The organism is Spiroplasma endosymbiont of Nephrotoma flavescens (assembly GCF_964030835.1).
In the GTDB taxonomy this organism is placed as follows: domain Bacteria; phylum Bacillota_I; class Bacilli_A; order Mycoplasmatales; family Nriv7; genus Nriv7.
Window position 1 is genome coordinate 533583 of sequence record NZ_OZ034982.1, and the last position, 20504, is coordinate 554086.

22 protein-coding genes are annotated in these 20504 nt (G+C 24.9%); 21 read left to right on the top strand and 1 reads right to left on the bottom strand.

Annotated elements, in window-relative coordinates:
• Positions 1 to 261 precede the first annotated feature (261 nt).
• The 11 genes from AAHN02_RS03185 to AAHN02_RS03235 all read left to right on the top strand — a co-directional run bounded on the left by AAHN02_RS03185 (position 262) and on the right by AAHN02_RS03235 (position 6010).
• Positions 262 to 588: a hypothetical protein gene (locus AAHN02_RS03185; protein ID WP_342278157.1), complete on the top strand. Its 327-nt coding sequence runs from the start codon at positions 262 to 264 to the stop codon at positions 586 to 588.
• Between the two features lie 2 nt (positions 589 to 590).
• Complete coding sequence (locus tag AAHN02_RS03190) at positions 591 to 812, top strand: hypothetical protein (protein WP_342278158.1); 222 nt, start codon at positions 591 to 593, stop codon at positions 810 to 812.
• Positions 812 to 973, top strand: coding sequence for a hypothetical protein (locus AAHN02_RS03195; RefSeq protein WP_342278159.1), 162 nt, complete (start codon positions 812 to 814; stop codon positions 971 to 973). Before AAHN02_RS03190 ends, AAHN02_RS03195 begins: the two co-directional genes overlap by 1 nt.
• 3 nt (positions 974 to 976) lie before the next feature.
• Complete coding sequence (locus AAHN02_RS03200) at positions 977 to 1207, top strand: hypothetical protein (RefSeq protein ID WP_342278160.1); 231 nt, start codon at positions 977 to 979, stop codon at positions 1205 to 1207.
• 48 nt (positions 1208 to 1255) lie between these two features.
• On the top strand, positions 1256 to 1492 hold the full coding sequence (locus AAHN02_RS03205) for a hypothetical protein (RefSeq protein WP_342278161.1): 237 nt from the start codon (positions 1256 to 1258) through the stop codon (positions 1490 to 1492).
• A 24-nt stretch (positions 1493 to 1516) separates the two neighbouring features.
• On the top strand, positions 1517 to 2500 hold the full coding sequence (locus AAHN02_RS03210) for a hypothetical protein (RefSeq protein WP_342278162.1): 984 nt from the start codon (positions 1517 to 1519) through the stop codon (positions 2498 to 2500).
• 6 nt (positions 2501 to 2506) lie between these two features.
• Positions 2507 to 2827: a hypothetical protein gene (locus tag AAHN02_RS03215; protein WP_338967507.1), complete on the top strand. Its 321-nt coding sequence runs from the start codon at positions 2507 to 2509 to the stop codon at positions 2825 to 2827.
• Positions 2828 to 2829: 2 nt separating this feature from the next.
• On the top strand, positions 2830 to 3078 hold the full coding sequence (locus AAHN02_RS03220) for a hypothetical protein (RefSeq protein WP_215826579.1): 249 nt from the start codon (positions 2830 to 2832) through the stop codon (positions 3076 to 3078).
• Between the two features lie 22 nt (positions 3079 to 3100).
• A complete protein-coding gene (locus AAHN02_RS03225; RefSeq protein WP_338967508.1) occupies positions 3101 to 3493 on the top strand; it encodes a hypothetical protein in 393 nt (130 codons plus the stop codon).
• Between the two features lie 271 nt (positions 3494 to 3764).
• Positions 3765 to 5555 (top strand): hypothetical protein, encoded by a 1791-nt coding sequence (locus tag AAHN02_RS03230; RefSeq protein ID WP_342278163.1) that lies wholly within the window; start codon positions 3765 to 3767, stop codon positions 5553 to 5555.
• A gap of 47 nt (positions 5556 to 5602) precedes the next feature.
• Positions 5603 to 6010, top strand: a complete 408-nt coding sequence (locus AAHN02_RS03235; protein ID WP_342278164.1) for a hypothetical protein — start codon at positions 5603 to 5605, stop codon at positions 6008 to 6010.
• Between the two features lie 214 nt (positions 6011 to 6224).
• Here AAHN02_RS03235 and AAHN02_RS03240 read toward each other — a convergent pair whose 3' ends face one another.
• Entirely contained in the window at positions 6225 to 8351 is a 2127-nt protein-coding gene (locus AAHN02_RS03240; protein WP_342278165.1) for a ribosome-inactivating family protein, read from the bottom strand.
• Between the two features lie 58 nt (positions 8352 to 8409).
• On the opposite strand from AAHN02_RS03240, the gene AAHN02_RS03245 reads away from it, so the two are divergent.
• From AAHN02_RS03245 to AAHN02_RS03290, 10 genes are all read left to right on the top strand, one after another.
• The gene (locus AAHN02_RS03245) at positions 8410 to 8526 is read left to right on the top strand and encodes a helix-turn-helix domain-containing protein (protein WP_342277884.1); all 117 of its coding nucleotides are present in this window, start codon (positions 8410 to 8412) and stop codon (positions 8524 to 8526) included.
• Between the two features lie 46 nt (positions 8527 to 8572).
• Positions 8573 to 9355, top strand: a complete 783-nt coding sequence (locus tag AAHN02_RS03250; protein ID WP_342278183.1) for an IS30 family transposase — start codon at positions 8573 to 8575, stop codon at positions 9353 to 9355.
• A gap of 375 nt (positions 9356 to 9730) precedes the next feature.
• Positions 9731 to 11110, top strand: coding sequence for an Mbov_0401 family ICE element transposase-like protein (locus tag AAHN02_RS03255; protein ID WP_342278166.1), 1380 nt, complete (start codon positions 9731 to 9733; stop codon positions 11108 to 11110).
• 348 nt (positions 11111 to 11458) lie between these two features.
• Entirely contained in the window at positions 11459 to 12418 is a 960-nt protein-coding gene (locus AAHN02_RS03260) for a hypothetical protein (RefSeq protein ID WP_342278167.1), read from the top strand.
• 153 nt (positions 12419 to 12571) lie between these two features.
• Entirely contained in the window at positions 12572 to 13516 is a 945-nt protein-coding gene (locus tag AAHN02_RS03265; protein ID WP_342278168.1) for an IS30 family transposase, read from the top strand.
• Between the two features lie 75 nt (positions 13517 to 13591).
• Positions 13592 to 14863 carry a GTPase ObgE gene (gene obgE / locus AAHN02_RS03270; protein ID WP_342278169.1) on the top strand — a complete coding sequence of 424 codons (1272 nt, stop codon included), beginning with the start codon at positions 13592 to 13594 and terminating at the stop codon, positions 14861 to 14863.
• A gap of 18 nt (positions 14864 to 14881) precedes the next feature.
• On the top strand, positions 14882 to 15631 hold the full coding sequence (gene nadE, locus AAHN02_RS03275) for an NAD(+) synthase (RefSeq protein ID WP_342189917.1): 750 nt from the start codon (positions 14882 to 14884) through the stop codon (positions 15629 to 15631).
• 95 nt (positions 15632 to 15726) lie between these two features.
• Positions 15727 to 17256, top strand: coding sequence for a hypothetical protein (locus AAHN02_RS03280; protein ID WP_342278170.1), 1530 nt, complete (start codon positions 15727 to 15729; stop codon positions 17254 to 17256).
• Between the two features lie 526 nt (positions 17257 to 17782).
• A complete protein-coding gene (locus tag AAHN02_RS03285; protein ID WP_338966716.1) occupies positions 17783 to 18727 on the top strand; it encodes an IS30 family transposase in 945 nt (314 codons plus the stop codon).
• Positions 18728 to 18767: 40 nt separating this feature from the next.
• Positions 18768 to 20456, top strand: a complete 1689-nt coding sequence (locus AAHN02_RS03290; RefSeq protein WP_342278171.1) for an APC family permease — start codon at positions 18768 to 18770, stop codon at positions 20454 to 20456.
• Positions 20457 to 20504 lie beyond the last annotated feature (48 nt).

Below are 20504 nucleotides of genomic sequence, written 5' to 3' on the forward strand. Positions count from 1 at the left end.
AATGAATGGGTGGATTTCCTAAAAATATACACGCTATTAAATTAGTTCCAAGGGTAGGATGCGGATGTTAAAGTGTAGAAATTTCTATATAGGGGATATGCTAAGTTTAAAATTATTAAAATCTTTATCTAATAAAAAACAAAATTTACTAACAAAGCTTGTTAAACACTTAAATCTGCGATATATAAGTGTTTAAAAAACTAAGTTAACTAACAACTTAGTTAATATAACTTAGTTTATTCATACGAAAGGTAATTTACTATGAAAAACATTGAAAACATTTTCTTAAATACTAAAAAATATCTCTTAAAAGAAACACAAAACGCAATGCTTATTAAAGCGCCAAAAATTCCATGATTTAATGAACAAATCGGCATTTGGTTTCCAAAGCGATTTGTTTATAAAGGAAAATACGAAAATTCAATTTGCATTGGAATAATAAAAGATAGTAAATATCAAGTAATTTCAATTAATCAACAAGAACAAGAAACCAAGTTAATTAAAGGCCAAGAATTATTAAGTTTCTTCATTGCTGAAAAAGAAAACAATAAAAAAGATATGAATTATAACTATTTTAAAGGAGTTTAAAAATGAATATTGCAATTGGACTAATATTTATTATTATCAGCATAATGCTGTCGGCATATTTTGCTTATAAAATTTATGCCAAAATAAAAATGCGAATTAAATATAAAAATGCCATTAAAAATAATACTGGTAATTTCACAAAAGACGAGAAAGTATTTATTGCTCGCTTTGAAGAATGAGTTAAAGCTCCTAATTCAAAAGAAAATAACGAGCATAAAAAATAATGTTTTGAGAAATTATTATGGAGTTCTTAAAACTGTTTGTTCCGATAGAAAAAATGCCTGCACAAGTTGCATTTATTGCCGGATTAATTATTATCATTACTTTTATTGTCGCCTTAATTTCAATTATGTATTTACCAATAAAAATGATTTTTGGGAAATAAAAAATGACAATAAACTTAAAAGAATTTAATTGAGAACAAATTAAACAAACTTTCTGAGATTTATTTATTCAAATCACAACTATCCCGACTCATATTAGTGGTGGTAAAGAAATTGATTTAACCAAAGAAACACTTTGACTTTTAATAGCAAACATTGATTTTTGATTCTTAACAGCAATTATGGTGTGATTTATGCTAATGCTACTTTGGAAAACCATATCAGTATTTAGATAGAAACAAAATTAATGTCAAGAAGTTACATTAAAGAAAGGGGGTGATTATATGATTGGAACTTTCTTAGCTGAGGCACCAGCAAAAATAACAGCTAGCGATGCGATGACTAAATTATGAAATGCAATTATAACAGCGTTTACTAAAATGTGAGAAATTATTGCTGTTAATATGCCACAAGTCGGTAACTTCTTTGCTGATTACTGAATATTTATTTTTCCATTTATTTTGGCAATATTCTTTATTTGCTTTAAAATGTTTGAAAAATTACTTGGAGCAGTCCGCTAATAAAAAAATAAAGTGAGGTGCAAGATGAAATTTTGCAAATGAATAATAGAAAAAAATAACCATTTTATTGAATTAAATCGCACCTCATTTTTAATTTTATGACATTGAGGAGCAATTTGATATATTTACAACGGTTATTTTAAAAACATTGTGAGCTATTTATTTTTAGCAGGTTGTATTTTAATTTTCCTTTTCAAAATTAGTAATTTAACACAAATTAACAAAGTTATTAATTTCTTAAAAAATTCACCATTAAATATTGTGATTGGTTCATTAGGAACTGGAAAAACTGCTTTTCTAGTATACGCCTCAAAATTACTAAAAAAGAAGAAATATCATATCGCATCAACCTTCCCATTACTAGAAACCCAAAAATTAAGTTTAGGACATATGGGATTATTAGACTTTGATTATCCGGTATTGCCAGATAAGACCTTACTTCTATGAGATGAAACCAATTTATTTTTAGAAGGAACAGATTGAGAAAAAAATAATACCAAAAACGAAGAAACCGGTATTCAAGAATATTTCGCTCTGGCACGCCATTTCGGTCATATTGTGCTGGCTAGCGGTCAAAGAGATAAACATATTTGAGTTAAAGTTCGTGATATTGCCAATAATGTAATTGTGGGAATTCGTAAAAAACCCGTTAATATTTTTCGCCCCTACTTAAAAGTCATCTATGGGACCTTTACTAGTATTGAAGAATATGAACGCTGACGAAACACCTTAATTGATGCTAAAAATAATAAAAAGGGTCGTCGCATTAAATATCGCGATATTCCTGAACTTGATATTTATTTTTTTAAACTAAAAATTCCTCTACCAATACTTAACACTTACAATTCTTTTTACCTAGCATTTTTAAGAGATTACTTAAATTCAAAAGTAAATCCTGACTATGAAGATAAATACTATACTGACACAGCAATTGATTTAGAAGACTTAGAATATTTAAAAATGGATAAATTTAGCAAATTTTTAAGAAAAATGAAAGAAAAGGAATAATAAAAAATGGAAAATCTCGCAAAAATGGCCGACTTTCTAGCTCAAATGCTTTATAAAGTTTTTGACTTAATTTGAAGTTTAGAGGTGCCAGGAACGAATATTCAACTAATATTTCCTTTATTCTTAACGCTGGCTGTAGAATTTCTTATGGCAATTATTCTAGGTTTTGGTAGTCAACAAGTTAATTTAGAAAAACAACGCCAATATGCCATTAAAAATAGTAGTCGTTTAAGTGCGTGAGGAAAAGTTAAAAAACAAATACAACCAATAAATCCAAATAAAATTAATTGAAAACAAAAAAATAAAAAAATAAAACAAGGTAACTAACAATGTTTAAACTAATTATTATTTTTATCTTAATAACTGTTCTTGGATTATTGGCTGGTAGTCATTTTGAAACTTTAACGAACTATATTAGCGAGGGGCTTGCCAATTTCCAAAAATTTATTACTAGCAATTTAACAATTTTAGAACTATTTAAACCAATGGCTCGGACATTTTCGCAACACCCAATTTTTACCATTCTTGGTGTCACTTGTGTACTTATTGCTTTATTTATTGTGATTAAAGGACGATAAAAAATATGAAAGGAAAATAAAAATGAAAAAACTTTTAGGCAAATTATTTAAAAAAGATAATTCAAAAGAAAAATTGCTATTAAAAATAAGAATTAAAAATTCTTTTAAAAAGCAATGGTTAAAAATAGCATTGAGTATCATTTTTATCTTTATAAGCTTATTAATTTGTGCATTAACAGCAATCGATACTAAATGAATAACTGGAACAAGTGATGAATTTAATAATTTTATGAATAAAGAAATGGTTGGTTTCTTTGGCAAATTTAATAGTGGTATTATGCTGGCAGGAATATTTGTTTTTTGATGAGGCGGAGCAATATATTTTGCAATTAAATTTGAAAAATTAATCCGCTTGATTATTCAGAAAGTTAAAGCAAAAAGAGCCTTAAAAAATGAAACTAAACAAGTTAATTAATTTTTTAAAAAGATATTGATGAATAATAATTAATTACATTATATTCATATCTTTAAGTATACTTTTATTGTTACATACAGATATTGAAAATTTGCAACAATTTATTAAAAATTTTGGAGCAATTGGTAAGTTAATGATTATAGGTTATTCCTTAGTATGAGTAACCATAACAGAAATAGTAAACTGTTTAATTCGTTTTATATTAAAAAAGATTAAAACTAAAATAATAATGAAAAATAAAATATTTTAAAAAGGAGTGATAAAAATGTTTATGAAAATATTTACCGTGATAATTATTAGTTTCAATAACATTTTTACCCTTCCGCAAAACATTAACAATGATGAAATAACAACACAATCACTAATTAGAAACAAAAGACAAAGTAATGAAACATACGAATTTACTTTATCAAAAGCAAAAATTAATTGAATGTGAGACGGTTTTAGACAAAATTTTAGTATAGCTTTAAGTGAATTTGATAAAAATGAAATCGGATTAAATAAATTACCAATTGATTTTAAAAATACATTAGCTATGAAAAATAGTTATATTCATTTAGATGAAGAAGGAGTTAGCACATTAAAAACTGATAATCTTGGAAGAAAAGGCAACTTAAAAGTAACAAATATCAAAGGTAAAATAATTAAAACACGGAATTTTTATAATTGATTAGAACTTAATTTTCAATATAAAAAAACTACTGATATTGAATTACCCACAACAACCACTAATTTTGACGGCAACCACAAATACAGTGATGTTATTGATAACCTTGATTATTTAATGATTCACCGCGGTGATTTTGATAAATTTAATTACTCTTATCTCTATTGAACGCCAGTATTTAATTTCATTGACACTTTAGAAAAAGGTTATTACAAAGAATTTGCGATTAAAAATCATGGTTTTGAAAACGAAAGCTATTTTTATCATAAGACTTCTAGTGATAAAAATGTAGTAAATGATAATATTTTGAAAATTAAGGCATTTAACAAAACCTTAATCGCAGGTAATGACTTTTTACAATTATTGCACGGTGAAAATGAAATCTGAAAATATGATACCGAAAATGCTAACGATTATTATTTAATTAAGCATCTTTTTGGAACTCTAAATTATCTCAATGTTAAATTTAGTTTTTTACGCTATGACCCCGAATTAAGGAATGACATTTACCTTTATTTTAAAAACAACATTCCTAATATTAATAATAGCGATTACAAAGATATTTTTGATGAAATCTATGAAATTCTTGGTAACTTCTTTGCCAGTTTATTTTATGCTACTTTTGATATGGGTGAAAAAACTCATACCGAAATTGATTTTAAGGGAGTAGATAATTACAACAAAGATTACTTTATTCAAATCGGTTTCTTTTATCGTTCGTTAATTACCTTTTATCCCAAAAAATATTTAATCAATGTTACTGGTAATTCGGAATTATTACTAAGAAGTTATTTTTTTACTTTTGATAAAAAAACGCACCAAGAAAATTTTAATGCTATTAAAAGTAATAACAGTATCTATCAAATTGAATTTAATGTCCTTAAATCTTATGATAATAAACTAATCGCCTTGCAAACCGACAAGGCTGTTAACAGTATTAATTATCTCAACACCGATATTGATATTCGTTACGGTATTAATATTTTTACCTTAACCTTTCCTCTTTATCACAAAAGTAATACCTCTAACTATAATTTTAAAATTTATGATTTTAATGTACTTAATTCAACAGCATTTATCCCTGATGGTTCCACCAATTCAGAATGGGATGACCTAATTCCACAACCAAATTGCAAATATTCTGGAAGATGAATACCAACCTTTAATGATATTAGTTGTGCCATTCAGAATGCTGGTATTAAAATGATTAACTGAATATTGACAGCATCACAAATCATTACCATTTTACGGCCATTAGCAATTATTGCAAAAGCAACAGTTAACTTTTCAACCGCCATTTTTCCAGTTTTTAAAACAGTATCAGCCTTTTATTATACCTTTCAATTTTTAATCGGTTTTGCCATTTTTCTAATGATATTAAGAATTTTTGTATAATTATATATATATATATATTGAAAAAACAAAATAAAGGAGTTAAATTTATGAAAATTTTAAATATAATAGCTCTTTTGGGAGTAATTACATTGCCAATAGTTGGGTGTTCTAAAAAGGAAAACAAAACAATATTACAAGTTGATAATGAAACATACGAATTTACTTTATCAAAAGCAAAAATTAATTGAATGTGAGACGGTTTTAGACAAAATTTTAGTATAGCTTTAAGTGAATTTGATAAAAATGAAATCGGATTAAATAAATTACCAATTGATTTTAAAAATACATTAGCTATGAAAAATAGTTATATTCATTTAGATGAAGAAGGAGTTAGCACATTAAAAACTGATAATCTTGGAAGAAAAGGCAACTTAAAAGTAACAAATATCAAAGGTAAAATAATTAAAACACGGAATTTTTATAATTGATTAGAACTTAATTTTCAACATAATTAAAAAGAAATAGTTTTTTAATATGACGCAATTCTTAAACAACTAAGCAACTTTTTCATTTTCTCTCTTTTTTATTTTGTCAAAATAAAAACCAGTAATCGAGTAACTAAAATTACTGGTTTGAATATTTTTAGAAATTAAACTTGTTAAACTTGTTAAACTTGTTGCAATTAAAGTGATTGATTATGTAATATTTACAATATTTTTTTGTTAATAATTAAATACATTCTATCGCATGATAAGCATCATATAATGGAATTAATCTGTATCAATTATCTCAAACAGGTGTTAAAAATATTTCTTTAAAAGAACATTTTTTATTTGTAAAATAAACTGTTTTATAACCTTGATATTTATTTGAATTATAGTATGTTGACCCATCAATATCAGCAGATGTATCTGTAATTCGGCTAACACCAACTTGACTTGTATCTAAGTTAGGGTTTTTAGTTTTAACCGCATTTAAAATTGTATCTTTGTTATTATTATTTAAAGATCCTAGTTGTGTATTTGTAATTATATTAGAAATATTTTGTCTAACTGTAAAGTTATCACAGTGACCACCACTAGTGGTGTTATATTTATTTGAAGTGCTTTTTACACCAAGTTCTAATCGACCATTTATTACTTTTTGTTTAACATAAACTTGTGATGTATCTAAGTTAGGATTTTTGGCTTTAACAGCTGCTAAAATTGTTTCATCATTACTATCATTAACTGGATCTATACATGATTTAAAATCAGTCAATAAATTTTGTTTAATTGTAAAATAAACTTTTTCTCAACTTCATTTTTGATAATAATCATTATCACTATCAATTCAAATTTCAGCTGAATTATTTGTTTTATTTCTAATAGTATATGTTAAATTTGCTAAATTATTTTTTGTTTTAACTGCATTAATAATTGTTTGATTATTGTTGTCATTTAAGGCCCCTAAATTAGAATTTGTAATAATTTCATTTAAATTTTTTATAATTGTTAAAAATATTGTATTTTCTAATTTATAGAAATTTACGGGATATTCTAAATCATTAGATTTAATAAAAGCCTTCCGTTTATCATCTAATCAAAAATCATCTATTTTTTGATTAAAATTATTTAATTTATAAACTTCATTATTATAAATTAAATATAAACTTTCGGTTGTTAAAACATATATGTATGCTTCTTCTAGATTATCATTTTCAGTATTTTCATTTATAATTTTTATTAATTTTATATCTCCAGTAATTTTTGAAACTTGTGGATTTAAAGAACAAAATTTTTCAGTTCAAACATCATCTTTTAAATCTCTTGATTTTCTTGATTTTGAACTACTTGGATCACATGATTTTTTTATTATTAAATCTTTTAATATAGCATAAAGTAATATTCTAATATTAGTATTTGATATCATTTCTTTAATTGATTCTATTGAAGTTTTATCTAAACGTTTTTGTAATTCTCTTGTGAATGCTCCTTGATTTCACATATCTTCATTATCTTTATAATTTATAGAAAAAATATTTAAATTAATATCGCTAATAGTATTTCTGCTTGTTTTTCTTCATTTTACTACAGTATTATAAATGTCATTGTTTCTACTTCTTCCTCAAGTAATATAATTATCATTATTAATTAAATTATCTCTAATTAAATTAAATATGTATCTAAATCTCATTGCTTCTGCTGTAACTAAAATAACATTTGCTAAAGATGCAGATAAAATATTATTTAATGCTTGATTATTTGTGCCCATTTCAGTTAATGTATTAAAAGAATTAAAGATTTGTTGTCAATGAATATTTTGATCTTCTTCTGGTAAAATACTTCTATAAGCAGAATCAAGTTGTAAATCAGTAGAATTAATATTATTTATTTCTGTGATATGTGAATCTGAAAAATGATAATAATTATTTTGTAGAATAAATCCTTCAAGATAAAAATCACTAGTTCTAAAAACTAATTCTAAATCTCTATTATTTCCATTACTTTGTACAACAATTACTGGAATTATTAAATAATCATATTGTCTAGATTCTTCTGGAGTTATTACAAATAAAATATTATCTAATGATTCATAATTTGTTGTATTAGCGGGACTAAAATTAATTGCAGGTCTTAATATGCGATTATCTCTTAAACTTACAAAAATTCTAGCACAGCTATCTATATAAGATATACGATTGTTTTCATCAATAATTAATTCTTCATCAATTCTTAAAATTCTTCTATTGTTGTTTTCATTTTGTCTTTTAATTCTATTTAAAACTTCTAAATTATTTGTTTGCAAAGAATTAATTTCTTTATTTGCTGAATTATACTTGTAAGTGCAAGTAAATAAAATTGCAAAAGATTTCATATAAAAATTTCATGATGCTAAGTTTATTTTAGAAAAAGTAAATTTAAGGAGTTTTTATATGGGATACAAACATCTTGGCATAGATGAAAGAATTTATATTGAGAATCAATTGAAATTTAAAGTAAAAATTAGTGAAATAGCTAAAAATCTTAATCGAAGTATTAGTACTATATAATCGAGAAGTTAATAGAAATAAAGATAATAATCATTATTTTTCATTAATTGCACAAAATAAAGCAGAAAATAGAAAACAATTACATGTTTATTTTCATAAATTTAAAAATAGAGAATTAGTAAAATATGTACAACAAAAATTATTATTAGGTTGATCGCCTGAACAAATTTATGGCAGAATTAAAAATTTTCATCAAGAATGAATTATTAGTTTTAAAACAATTTACAATTGAATTTATTCTGGATTACTTGAAAAGGTTACTAGTAAAAATTTAAGAAGAAAAGGTAAGAAACGAAAATCTCAAGAAAATCGGGGTAAATTTAATGGTAAATCCATTAAAGAACGAAATGTTAATAATCGCATAACTCTTGGCCATTGAGAAGGTGATACTGTAGTATCATCATGAGGTAAAAGTAAATCATGTTTAATAACTTTAGTTGAAAGAACATCAAGATTTACTTTAGCAATATTAGTTGAAAATAGAACTACTAAAGTTATTAACAAAAATATTAGTCATTATTTATCAATTCTTCCAAATAATCTTGTTAAGACTATAACATTTGATAGGGGTAAAGAATTTGCTAATTGACAACAACTTGAAAAAAATTTAAATGTGAAAATTTATTTTGCTGATGCATATTCACCTTGACAAAGAGGTACTAATGAAAATACTAATGGTTTAATTAGAGAAAAATTTCCTAAAAAATTTAATTTTTCAAACACTACTAAAAATGCAGTTCATAAATTTATATTGTCTTTAAACCAAAGACCAAGAAAAATACTAAATTATCTTTCGCCAATCGAATATTTGGTTAGAAAAATAATTTAGTTGCACTTAACTTTACAATTTGGCATTTACTATTTTATTTTCTGGAATTTCCGCTGAGGCATTTGCTAAGACTATTGGTGTTATGCTAGATAAACTCGTAATTGTTATTAACATAGCGAGTAATTTTTTCATATTAATTAACTTCCTTTTCATGAATTTTTACTAACTAATAAAATTTACCAAAAAAACAACAACCTTTCTCCAAATTTTAATCTGCAATTTCTTTATCTTGGAATTTAATTATATATCATTAAATAAGAATTTATATTATTTTTTCAGCATATTAAATACTAGTTCTAAAAACATTTATCATTAAAGAAGAAAAATAAGCTAACTAAACTTTATTAAAATTACTATCAAGAAAGGTAATTTATTATGTTAAAAATTAATAATAATGTAAAAACCTTAGAAAATAAGCATTGATTTAGTTTATTCGCAACACATAAAAATATTTACACCAATAAATGTGAACAATTAGCCAACGAATATGAAAAATTAGATGAATACTTATATAAATATTATTATCGCTTAAAACAAGGCTATAAAGTAGTTCATTTTGCATCAAGAACAATTATTACAATTTTTGGTAATATTACTTTTAAACGACGCCGATATAAATATTGAAATCAAAAATCAGATAAATTTGAATATGTATGTTTGTTAGATAAAGAAATTGGTTTATTGTCCAAACAACGCATTTATTTTGATGTTCAATTTAAAGTTTTAAGTCTTTTGGGCGATGGTAAACGCTATCGTGATGTCTTAGATGCTCTAAATCATTGTTATATTTCAAAAGCTAGTATTTCAAGCATTTTAAATAAATACGATATTGTCGAATATTTTCAACTAGCAGAAAAAGAAACTAAAACTAGAATTGATGTTAAAAATAAGGATTTATATATTCAATTAGATGAGACATTTTTAGCGACATTAGATCAGAAAGTTAAACAAGACCAAAGAATTCGTTTAGTTACTTTTCATACCGGACATAAAAAAAATTACAAAAATGTTCGTAGGGAGTTAGAAAACAAGAGAGGTCATTTTCTAATGTTAAAAGTTGGTAAACGAATAAATACGATGGATTATCGTGACTTATTAATTAGAGAATTACAAAAACATTATGTGAATATTAATTATGACAAAATAATTGTTTGTGGTGATGGCGCTACTTGAATTAGAGAAATTGCGAATAGTTTTGGTAATGTTAGATATATTTTAGATGGGTATCACGCTATTAAAAAATTCAAACAAACGGCATTTAATATTATTTTTGAAAATCGCAAAGTAACACTAAATAGTTGAATTGAATTATATAAAAATGGAAATCATCAAGAATTGATAAAAAACATTCGTAATGTCGCTAAAAATGAATTAAATAAAGATATTAAAACAAATTTAAGGAGGGCGAGTAATTATTTCAGTAATAATAAGCACGGCATTCATAATCAAAATTTAGAATGAAATATCGGTTGTAGCATTGAAAGTGATGTATCGCATTTAGTAAAACAACAATTAGGATATGGAGCAAAAATATATAATCATAAGAATTTAAATAACTTATTACATTTAAGAATGGCAAATTTAAACAAATTAAATGTATTACATTATATTAATGAAAATATTAATTCAGAAATAGAAATCAGAAAAGAAATATATAAAAATTCATTATGAAATAAATATAATAATAAAAATGATGATAGTTGAATTAACTATAAAGGTAATGCTGTAACAAATAAATATAATAGATTTAAGTAATTAAAAATATAAAATTAATATATATTAGTGAAAATTTAATAATATTAATAATTTTTATTGTGTAAAAATTCAATAATATGATAGAATGATAACGAATAAAAATGACAATAACAAGAAAGGTAGGGTTAGTTTAGTAATTAAATAATATAATTAGCTGATTGTTTTACTTCTTCAAAGCAATACCTAAGAAAACTAAACGCGACCTTAACATCATATTCTAATATTAAAAAGTATTGAAAAGAATTAAAAAAATGAATAACTGATTACTATTTACCACCACAAATTTATTTACAATTTATTAATGAAAGTATTTATGAACCAATTGCTTGTATTACACAAAAGGCAATATTGAATGGGAATATTAGTAATGATGAGATAAAAACATTAACTAAAAATATTGAAGATTTAAGTTTAGATATTGCTAAAACCATTGTTAATGAATTCGTTAGTGATAATGGTGAAGCAATTAATAAACTTAAAAAATCAATGAATATTGATATTCATTTTAGTAATAATTCAACAGTTGATACTAATCCATATTTTGATTCTAAGACTTTATACAATCGAAGTACAAAACTTAATTTTTTGTATGACCACTTATTAAGGAATATTTATATTACAACTGGTCATTGTTTAGAAAAATCAAAATATTTAGATTTGTTAAATTTTTCAAGTAAAACGATAAAACAGGTAAAAAATTGTAGATTTTCTCTTCTTCAATTCAGTAAACCAAGTCCGATAGCCTGCCTTGGTGATGGTGAATGGAGAAAAACTCGAATTGATTACCCAATTTCAAAAGATCTTGAATGCTTAGACTTACAAAGATTAAATAAATCTAACTGAAAACATACTCAGCATGGTTGTTTTCTATCAAGAAATATTACCGAGAATGATAAATTTATTTATAGAAATACTAGTGAACTCTTAGCAGTTAATATTAAATTAAAAGACAAGTTATCTATTATTGCAAAAGAAAATACTAGTCAATTTAATATTAAATTACCGCTATCAGATAGTCATATTAAAGAAGACACTGCTTCATTATTAGAACAATCTACTGATAGTTATATTGATGAAGACACTGTTTCAATGTCATATTCAACATATAATCCCCAAACCGATAAAGTTTTACAAGGTAAGGAAAACCGAGCAAAATTTTATCAAGAGTTTCAAGAAGAAGAAAAATTAAAACAAGAGCAAGAAATTCGAAGACAGCTAAATAACCAAGCACGATTAAAAAAACTACAGGAAGAAAATAAGCAAAAAGCAATAACAAAGCGAAAAACAAGACAATTGGAACCTGCTTAAAATATTGTAAATATTATCCTTTAAAAAGAAAACATTTTTTTATGTGCTGAATTATACTTGTAAGTGCAAGTAAATAAAATTGCAAAAGATTTCATATAAAAATTTCATGATGCTAAGTTTATTTTAGAAAAAGTAAATTTAAGGAGTTTTTATATGGGATACAAACATCTTGGCATAGATGAAAGAATTTATATTGAGAATCAATTGAAATTTAAAGTAAAAATTAGTGAAATAGCTAAAAATCTTAATCGAAGTATTAGTAGTATTAATCGAGAAGTTAATAGAAATAAAGATAATAATCATTATTTTTCATTAATTGCACAAAATAAAGCAGAAAATAGAAAACAATTACATGTTTATTTTCATAAATTTAAAAATAGAGAATTAGTAAAATATGTACAACAAAAATTATTATTAGGTTGATCGCCTGAACAAATTTATGGCAGAATTAAAAATTTTCATCAAGAATGAATTATTAGTTTTAAAACAATTTACAATTGAATTTATTCTGGATTACTTGAAAAGGTTACTAGTAAAAATTTAAGAAGAAAAGGTAAGAAACGAAAATCTCAAGAAAATCGGGGTAAATTTAATGGTAAATCCATTAAAGAACGAAATGTTAATAATCGCATAACTCTTGGCCATTGAGAAGGTGATACTGTAGTATCATCACGAGGTAAAAGTAAATCATGTTTAATAACTTTAGTTGAAAGAACATCAAGATTTACTTTAGCAATATTAGTTGAAAATAGAACTACTAAAGTTATTAACAAAAATATTAGTCATTATTTATCAATTCTTCCAAATAATCTTGTTAAGACTATAACATTTGATAGGGGTAAAGAATTTGCTAATTGACAACAACTTGAAAAAAATTTAAATGTGAAAATTTATTTTGCTGATGCATATTCACCTTGACAAAGAGGTACTAATGAAAATACTAATGGTTTAATTAGAGAAAAATTTCCTAAAAAATTTAATTTTTCAAACACTACTAAAAATGCAGTTCATAAATTTATATTGTCTTTAAACCAAAGACCAAGAAAAATACTAAATTATCTTTCGCCAATCGAATATTTGGTTAGAAAAATAATTTAGTTGCACTTAACTTTACAATTTGGCATGTTAAAATATTATTGATTTGATTTTTTTAAAAAGACTAGGATGATATGAATGAAATTTATTGATAAGATTACAATTAAAGTTAAAGCTGGCAAAGGTGGTGATGGTGCTGTTGCTTTTCGTCGTGAATTATATGTTCCAAAAGGTGGGCCGGCTGGTGGTGATGGCGGTAATGGTGGTAACATTATTTTTATTGGCGATGAAGGAATAAATACATTATTAGAATTAAACTATCAAAAAGAAATTAAAGGTGTTGATGGTGAAAATGGGCAACATAAAAATATGCACGGTAAAAATGCTAAAAATACTTATATTAGTGTTCCCTTAGGTACTATTATTTATGATGCTTTAAATAAAGAAGAAATTGGTGATATTGTTACTAACAAACAAGAAGTTATTGTTGCGAATGGTGGTCGTGGAGGTAAAGGAAATAGTTGGTTTGCTAATTCCAGAAATCGTGCTCCGACAATATTTACTCGTGGTGATTTAGGCGATGAAAAAGAAATTACTTGTGAATTAAAATTATTAGCAGATGTCGGGATTGTTGGTATGCCTAATGCTGGGAAGTCTACTTTATTAGGAACTATTTCTCACGCTAAACCACAAATTGGTGATTTTCCTTTTACAACTTTAACCCCGCAATTAGGTGTAGTTAAACATCAAAACTTTTCTTTTGTAGTTGCTGATTTACCAGGATTAATTGCAGGTGCTAGTTTAGGAAAAGGTTTAGGATATGAATTTTTACGGCATATTGAACGATGCCGGTTATTAGTTCATCTTATTGATATTAGTTTACCCAATGCTTATGATAATTATTCAGTGATTCAAAAAGAACTTAAAGATTATAATTTACAATTAGAAAATAAGCAACAAATAGTTGTTGCTAGTAAAATGGATCAAGTTGATGCTTCTCGTAATTTAGAACTTTTTAGTAAGCAAATTAAACAAAAAGTTTACTCAATTTCTGCTTGAACTAGAGAAGGAATTGAATCATTAGTTCATATTATTCATAGGCAATTGCAAACTATTAAAAAAATACCAGAATTAAAGCAAGAAATGGCACCAACAATCTATCGTTTTACACCAACAAACGAAAAAGTCATTGTTGAAAATTTAGGAAATGGTCATTGAAAAGTAATTGGTGCTAGTGTGCATCGCATTTATCACAAATTTCCATTAACAACACATGATAATTTATTATTATTTAATCAGAAGTTACGAGATTTAGGAGTTTTTAAAATTCTCGTTAAAAAAGGCATTCAAAAAGGGGATACAATTAAAATTTTTGATTATGAGTTGCAATGACTTGACGAAAATTTTTAAGTGAAAGGATATTAATTAATGGAATTACAGAAATATTTAGATTATTTAGTTCAATGATTACAAGAACAAGTAAAATTAGCTAATGCTAAAGGATTAATTGTTGGTGTATCTGGTGGTATTGATTCAGCCGTTACTGTTGCTTTGATTAAAAAAGCAATGCCAGATAACCATTTAGCTGTTTTTATGCCTTGCTATTCATCAAGTAATGATGAAATTTTAGTAAAAAAATTAGTAGCGACATTAGATTTAAAATTACAAATTATTAATTTAGAGTCAGCTTATAATGAATTACAAAATAACTTTAATTGACACGATGGTTTATCATCATTGCAACAAAAAGCATTAGTTAATTGTAAACCTCGTCTCCGAATGACTTCTTTATATGCCTTAGCACAAGCAAATGAATATTTAGTTGTCGGCACTAGTAACTTTGATGAATGATATACAGGTTATTTTACTAAACATGGTGATAGTGCTTGTGATATTTTACCATTAATTCATTTATTAAAAAGTCAAATAAATACGGCTGCTAAGTTATTAAATATTCCGCAAGAAATTATTAATCAGCCTCCATCAGCAGGTTTATGAGCAGGGCAAACTGATGAAAAAGAGATGGGAATAACTTATGCTGAGTTAGATAACTTTTTAAACGGTCAAGAGAAATTGTTAGATAATAATATTGTTAATAAAATTAAGATGATGCACAAAAATACTGAACATAAGCGAAAATCAGCAATTATTCCTAAAAAATTTATTTTTAAAAATTAGTTAAATATTAGTAAATAAAAATAATATGTGCTATACTAAAAAAAATGTAAATTAAAAAATATTGACTAAATTTACATTTCGATGAGGTGAAATATATGAAATTAATGAATATACAAAAGTTATTAAAGTTAATGGCGACAATAACAATTATTAGTGGGCCATTATTACCAGCAATAGCTTGTAGTAATAATGCTAATGATTACATTATTACCACAAATGGGATTAATGTTAGTACTTTAGATGTTAATAAATCAAAATTAATTGCTAAGTCGCTAATTTTGGCACGAACTAAACAATGAAATCCAAATGAGATTTTAAAAAGGGCGTTACAAAATAATTTTAAAGATTTAAATGACTACTTTGTTGATGATACAATTAAAAATTTAGTATTAACAAAAGAACATCATAATTTTTCAAAACCGGACTATCAAGTACCTAAAACTTTAGAAGTTGCTGGTTTTAATATTTTAGAAAAAATAAAAGCAGTTTTACAAGAGTTTATTAAAAATAATGATTTTGAAATTAAGAATTTTATGGAAAAATTATTAGAACAGTTATTAGGTTTATTAAATAGTGAGCAAATTGCTATTCATATTCCAGATATTAAAGCAATTCTAACAACACAATATCAAGATATCGTTGTTGCTATTAAGAGTGGTATTGATACTAATAAAAAATTCATTACTGATAAAAAAACATTTGGTGAAATTTTTGCGGATATAAAACATAATAAAATTATAGAAGATAATATTTTTAGTAAATTTTTAAAAATTCAGAATAAATCAATAGAAATTAAAGATATTGCGATTTTAATAAAAACAATAATTACTTATGTGCCAATATTAATAACTTTTATGATTAATTTTGCTGAAAAATTAGAAAATGGTTTTAATGAAGAAATAATTAATGATTTAAAAGCAAAACCATATCAAGGTTTATTAGATAATAAAGACCAATCGTTTACTTTACAAAATATCAAGAATACTTTTAAAAATATTTTTGGAGTTAATAAGAAAAAAGTCGATTTTTTAATAAAATTAATATCTGATTCAAGTTTACCATTTAATTCTATATTTATGGCTTTACAAGGTGTTGTTGGTGAAAAAGAGTTCAATAATTTTTATCAAAATTTGAATGGTGATGAGCTTGATAATGATTTTATCGCAATAATTGATCAATTGCTTTTAAAATTACCTAAAGTGTATGATGATTTTATAACTTTATTAGAAGACAAAACTGCTATTAGTAAAGTGGATTTTCTTAAAAAACTTATTAAGATAATGGGTGCTAATATTAATGATAAAACTAGTATTGAAAAAGAAACTATTTTAGATTATTTAACTAAAATTCTTGGTAATAAATGATTTCAAGATAATGCTTTGCAAAACATTATTGATAATAAAAGTATTTGAGAAGAAGATGGTGATTATATTGCTGATTTTGTTAATAAATTAAGTTATATTCAGGATACAAAAGCAGAAATTGTTTATGATCCGAGTGCAGGGTTAGTATTTTATAATATAACGATAGAAAAGCAAGAATTTAAATTTAGTTGAAAGTTTTTTTATAGTAACGAGAAAAAATTAATAGGAATGAAAATATTTAATTTTGAACAACTTAATTAAATACATATTTAGTAAATAAAACGGTAACTACCGTTTTATTTTTTAAAACAATTTTATAATTGTAAAGGGCGCATAAAGTTTTGTTAGGTGGGTAAAGATTTGAATAATTTTGAAAGAAAAGCAACTAAAAATTTATTACCTTTTTACTTGAAAAATAATTAATAAAACAAAATATTTAATATTAACAAACATATTCTTAATAAAAGGTTATAAAAACTAAGTAAAATGCTTATAAAAACAACATTAAAATAATTTTTTACAACAAAAATTATACATAAGAAATATATACTTAATTTGCATATTGAAATAATTTATAGTAAATGACTATTTTTTCTTTTTTAAAAAATACCTAAGAAAACTAAACGCGACCATTGTAAAATTGTTTTAATATTTATATTTATTATTGTTATAATAAATAGCTGAATTATACTTGTAAGTGCAAGTAAATAAAATTGCAAAAGATTTCATATAAAAATTTCATGATGCTAAGTTTATTTTAGAAAAAGTAAATTTAAGGAGTTTTTATATGGGATACAAACATCTTGGCATAGATGAAAGAATTTATATTGAGAATCAATTGAAATTTAAAGTAAAAATTAGTGAAATAGCTAAAAATCTTAATCGAAGTATTAGTACTATTAATCGAGAAGTTAATAGAAATAAAGATAATAATCATTATTTTTCATTAATTGCACAAAATAAAGCAGAAAATAGAAAACAATTACATGTTTATTTTCATAAATTTAAAAATAGAGAATTAGTAAAATATGTACAACAAAAATTATTATTAGGTTGATCGCCTGAACAAATTTATGGCAGAATTAAAAATTTTCATCAAGAATGAATTATTAGTTTTAAAACAATTTACAATTGAATTTATTCTGGATTACTTGAAAAGGTTACTAGTAAAAATTTAAGAAGAAAAGGTAAGAAACGAAAATCTCAAGAAAATCGGGGTAAATTTAATGGTAAATCCATTAAAGAACGAAATGTTAATAATCGCATAACTCTTGGCCATTGAGAAGGTGATACTGTAGTATCATCACGAGGTAAAAGTAAATCATGTTTAATAACTTTAGTTGAAAGAACATCAAGATTTACTTTAGCAATATTAGTTGAAAATAGAACTACTAAAGTTATTAACAAAAATATTAGTCATTATTTATCAATTCTTCCAAATAATCTTGTTAAGACTATAACATTTGATAGGGGTAAAGAATTTGCTAATTGACAACAACTTGAAAAAAATTTAAATGTGAAAATTTATTTTGCTGATGCATATTCACCTTGACAAAGAGGTACTAATGAAAATACTAATGGTTTAATTAGAGAAAAATTTCCTAAAAAATTTAATTTTTCAAACACTACTAAAAATGCAGTTCATAAATTTATATTGTCTTTAAACCAAAGACCAAGAAAAATACTAAATTATCTTTCGCCAATCGAATATTTGGTTAGAAAAATAATTTAGTTGCACTTAACTTTACAATTTGGCAATTTTATATAATACTATGAAAATAAAAAAATTAAATAAAATTAATAATTTAGAAGGGAAAAAATATATGAGTCAAAATGTCGCAAGAAAATATGGTTTATTTATGTGCCTCTGTATGGTTGTGGGGACAGTAATTGGAACTGGGATTTTCTTTAAAAATGAAGGTGTTTACGGCTTTGTTAATGGTAATGGAATTTTAGGAATCATTGCTTGAATTATTGGTGGTGTTGTAGCAATTTCTTTTGGTTTATCATTTATGGAAATTTCATCGGCAAAACAAGATAGTAATTCGGGAATTGCTTTATATGCAAAAATGTTTGCTGGTAGTAAATTTGGTCGTGTTGTTCGTAACGCAATGAATAATATTTATTTGCCATTAACTGCTTTTACAGTAGCTTATTATACTAGTAAGGCTTCTGTTTGAGCAATTGGTGGCGGTCAAGATGCGGAAATGCGTTTAGCAAATGTCTTAGGTGGTTCTAATGTGTATGAATTATTATTAAGTATTTTTGCAGTTTTATATACTTTATTTGTTATTGTTTGTTGCATTTATAATGAATCAATTAGTAAATGAGTACAAATGATTACCGTTGTTTTAAAATTAATACCATTAATTTTTATTGGTGTTGCTGGATTAATTGTTGTTAATGCAGGAGCAGGTGCTTTTTTAGAAACTGGATTAGGTGATCCAAAAAAATATGAAATTGTTAAAAAAAAAGGTCATTTTGAAATGCTATTAATGGCGTTACCAGGAATTCTTTTTGCCTTTGATGGTTTTTTATCAACAACTTATATTCAAAAAGATGTTCGGAATTCTAGTAAAAATATTCCTTTAGCCTTAGTTTTTGGTTTAACAGGAATTACTTTTATTTATGTTTTAACTTCAATTTCAACATTAAATTTAGACCCTAGTGGTAGCGTTGCTATTGCTGCGGGGAAAATATTTAATAATCCAACAGTTAATGCTGTTTGTACGCGCTTAATTTTTATTTTTATTCTTATTAGTGCTTTTGGCACTTTAAATGGTTATTGTTTTTCAATGACAAAGTTAACAAGGTCATCATTAGATGATGGTTTTGTTGTTGGTAACGATAAAATATGACAAAAAGTTATTAATCGTTTTGGTATTAAAACAGCAACATTAATGGTGATGGGAGTATTATTTGCAGTTTGAATTGTAATTATGGCACTACCAACGATAGTTACTGATGATAATTATAATTTCTTTGATTTTATTAGTAATGCTGGTGTTGTGATGGCATTTATGTTATATGGTGTAATTATTTTTTATGGTTTATTAAATCGTTATCGTAAAAAAATTAAAACGCTTAATGCTTGATATTTTATTCCGGCAGCGATTATTTCCATATTATGTATTACTTTAATATTGGGATATAATGTTTATTCTTACTTTGCTTTATTAGTAACCTCTGAAAATAAAGTAGGAGCAATTTTACAAATTTTCTTTTTACTATTAATTCTTGCTTTGCCTTGATTAGGACTATTTATGAAAGATAATGAATTAGAAAATGATAATGAAGCTGGTAATGCATCAGAACTTGGACAATCAACAAGTGATAATGGGACGACAAATAATTTTTCTAATGATAATAATGTGCCAGAAATTTATGTTTCTCTGGGACAAATTACTTCTAATGAGACTGGTAATGATTCTGAATTTGGTGATGAAATTACAGAATTATAAAATAGTATTGCATTAGACTATTTGAAAATAGTATAATATATTTTAGTT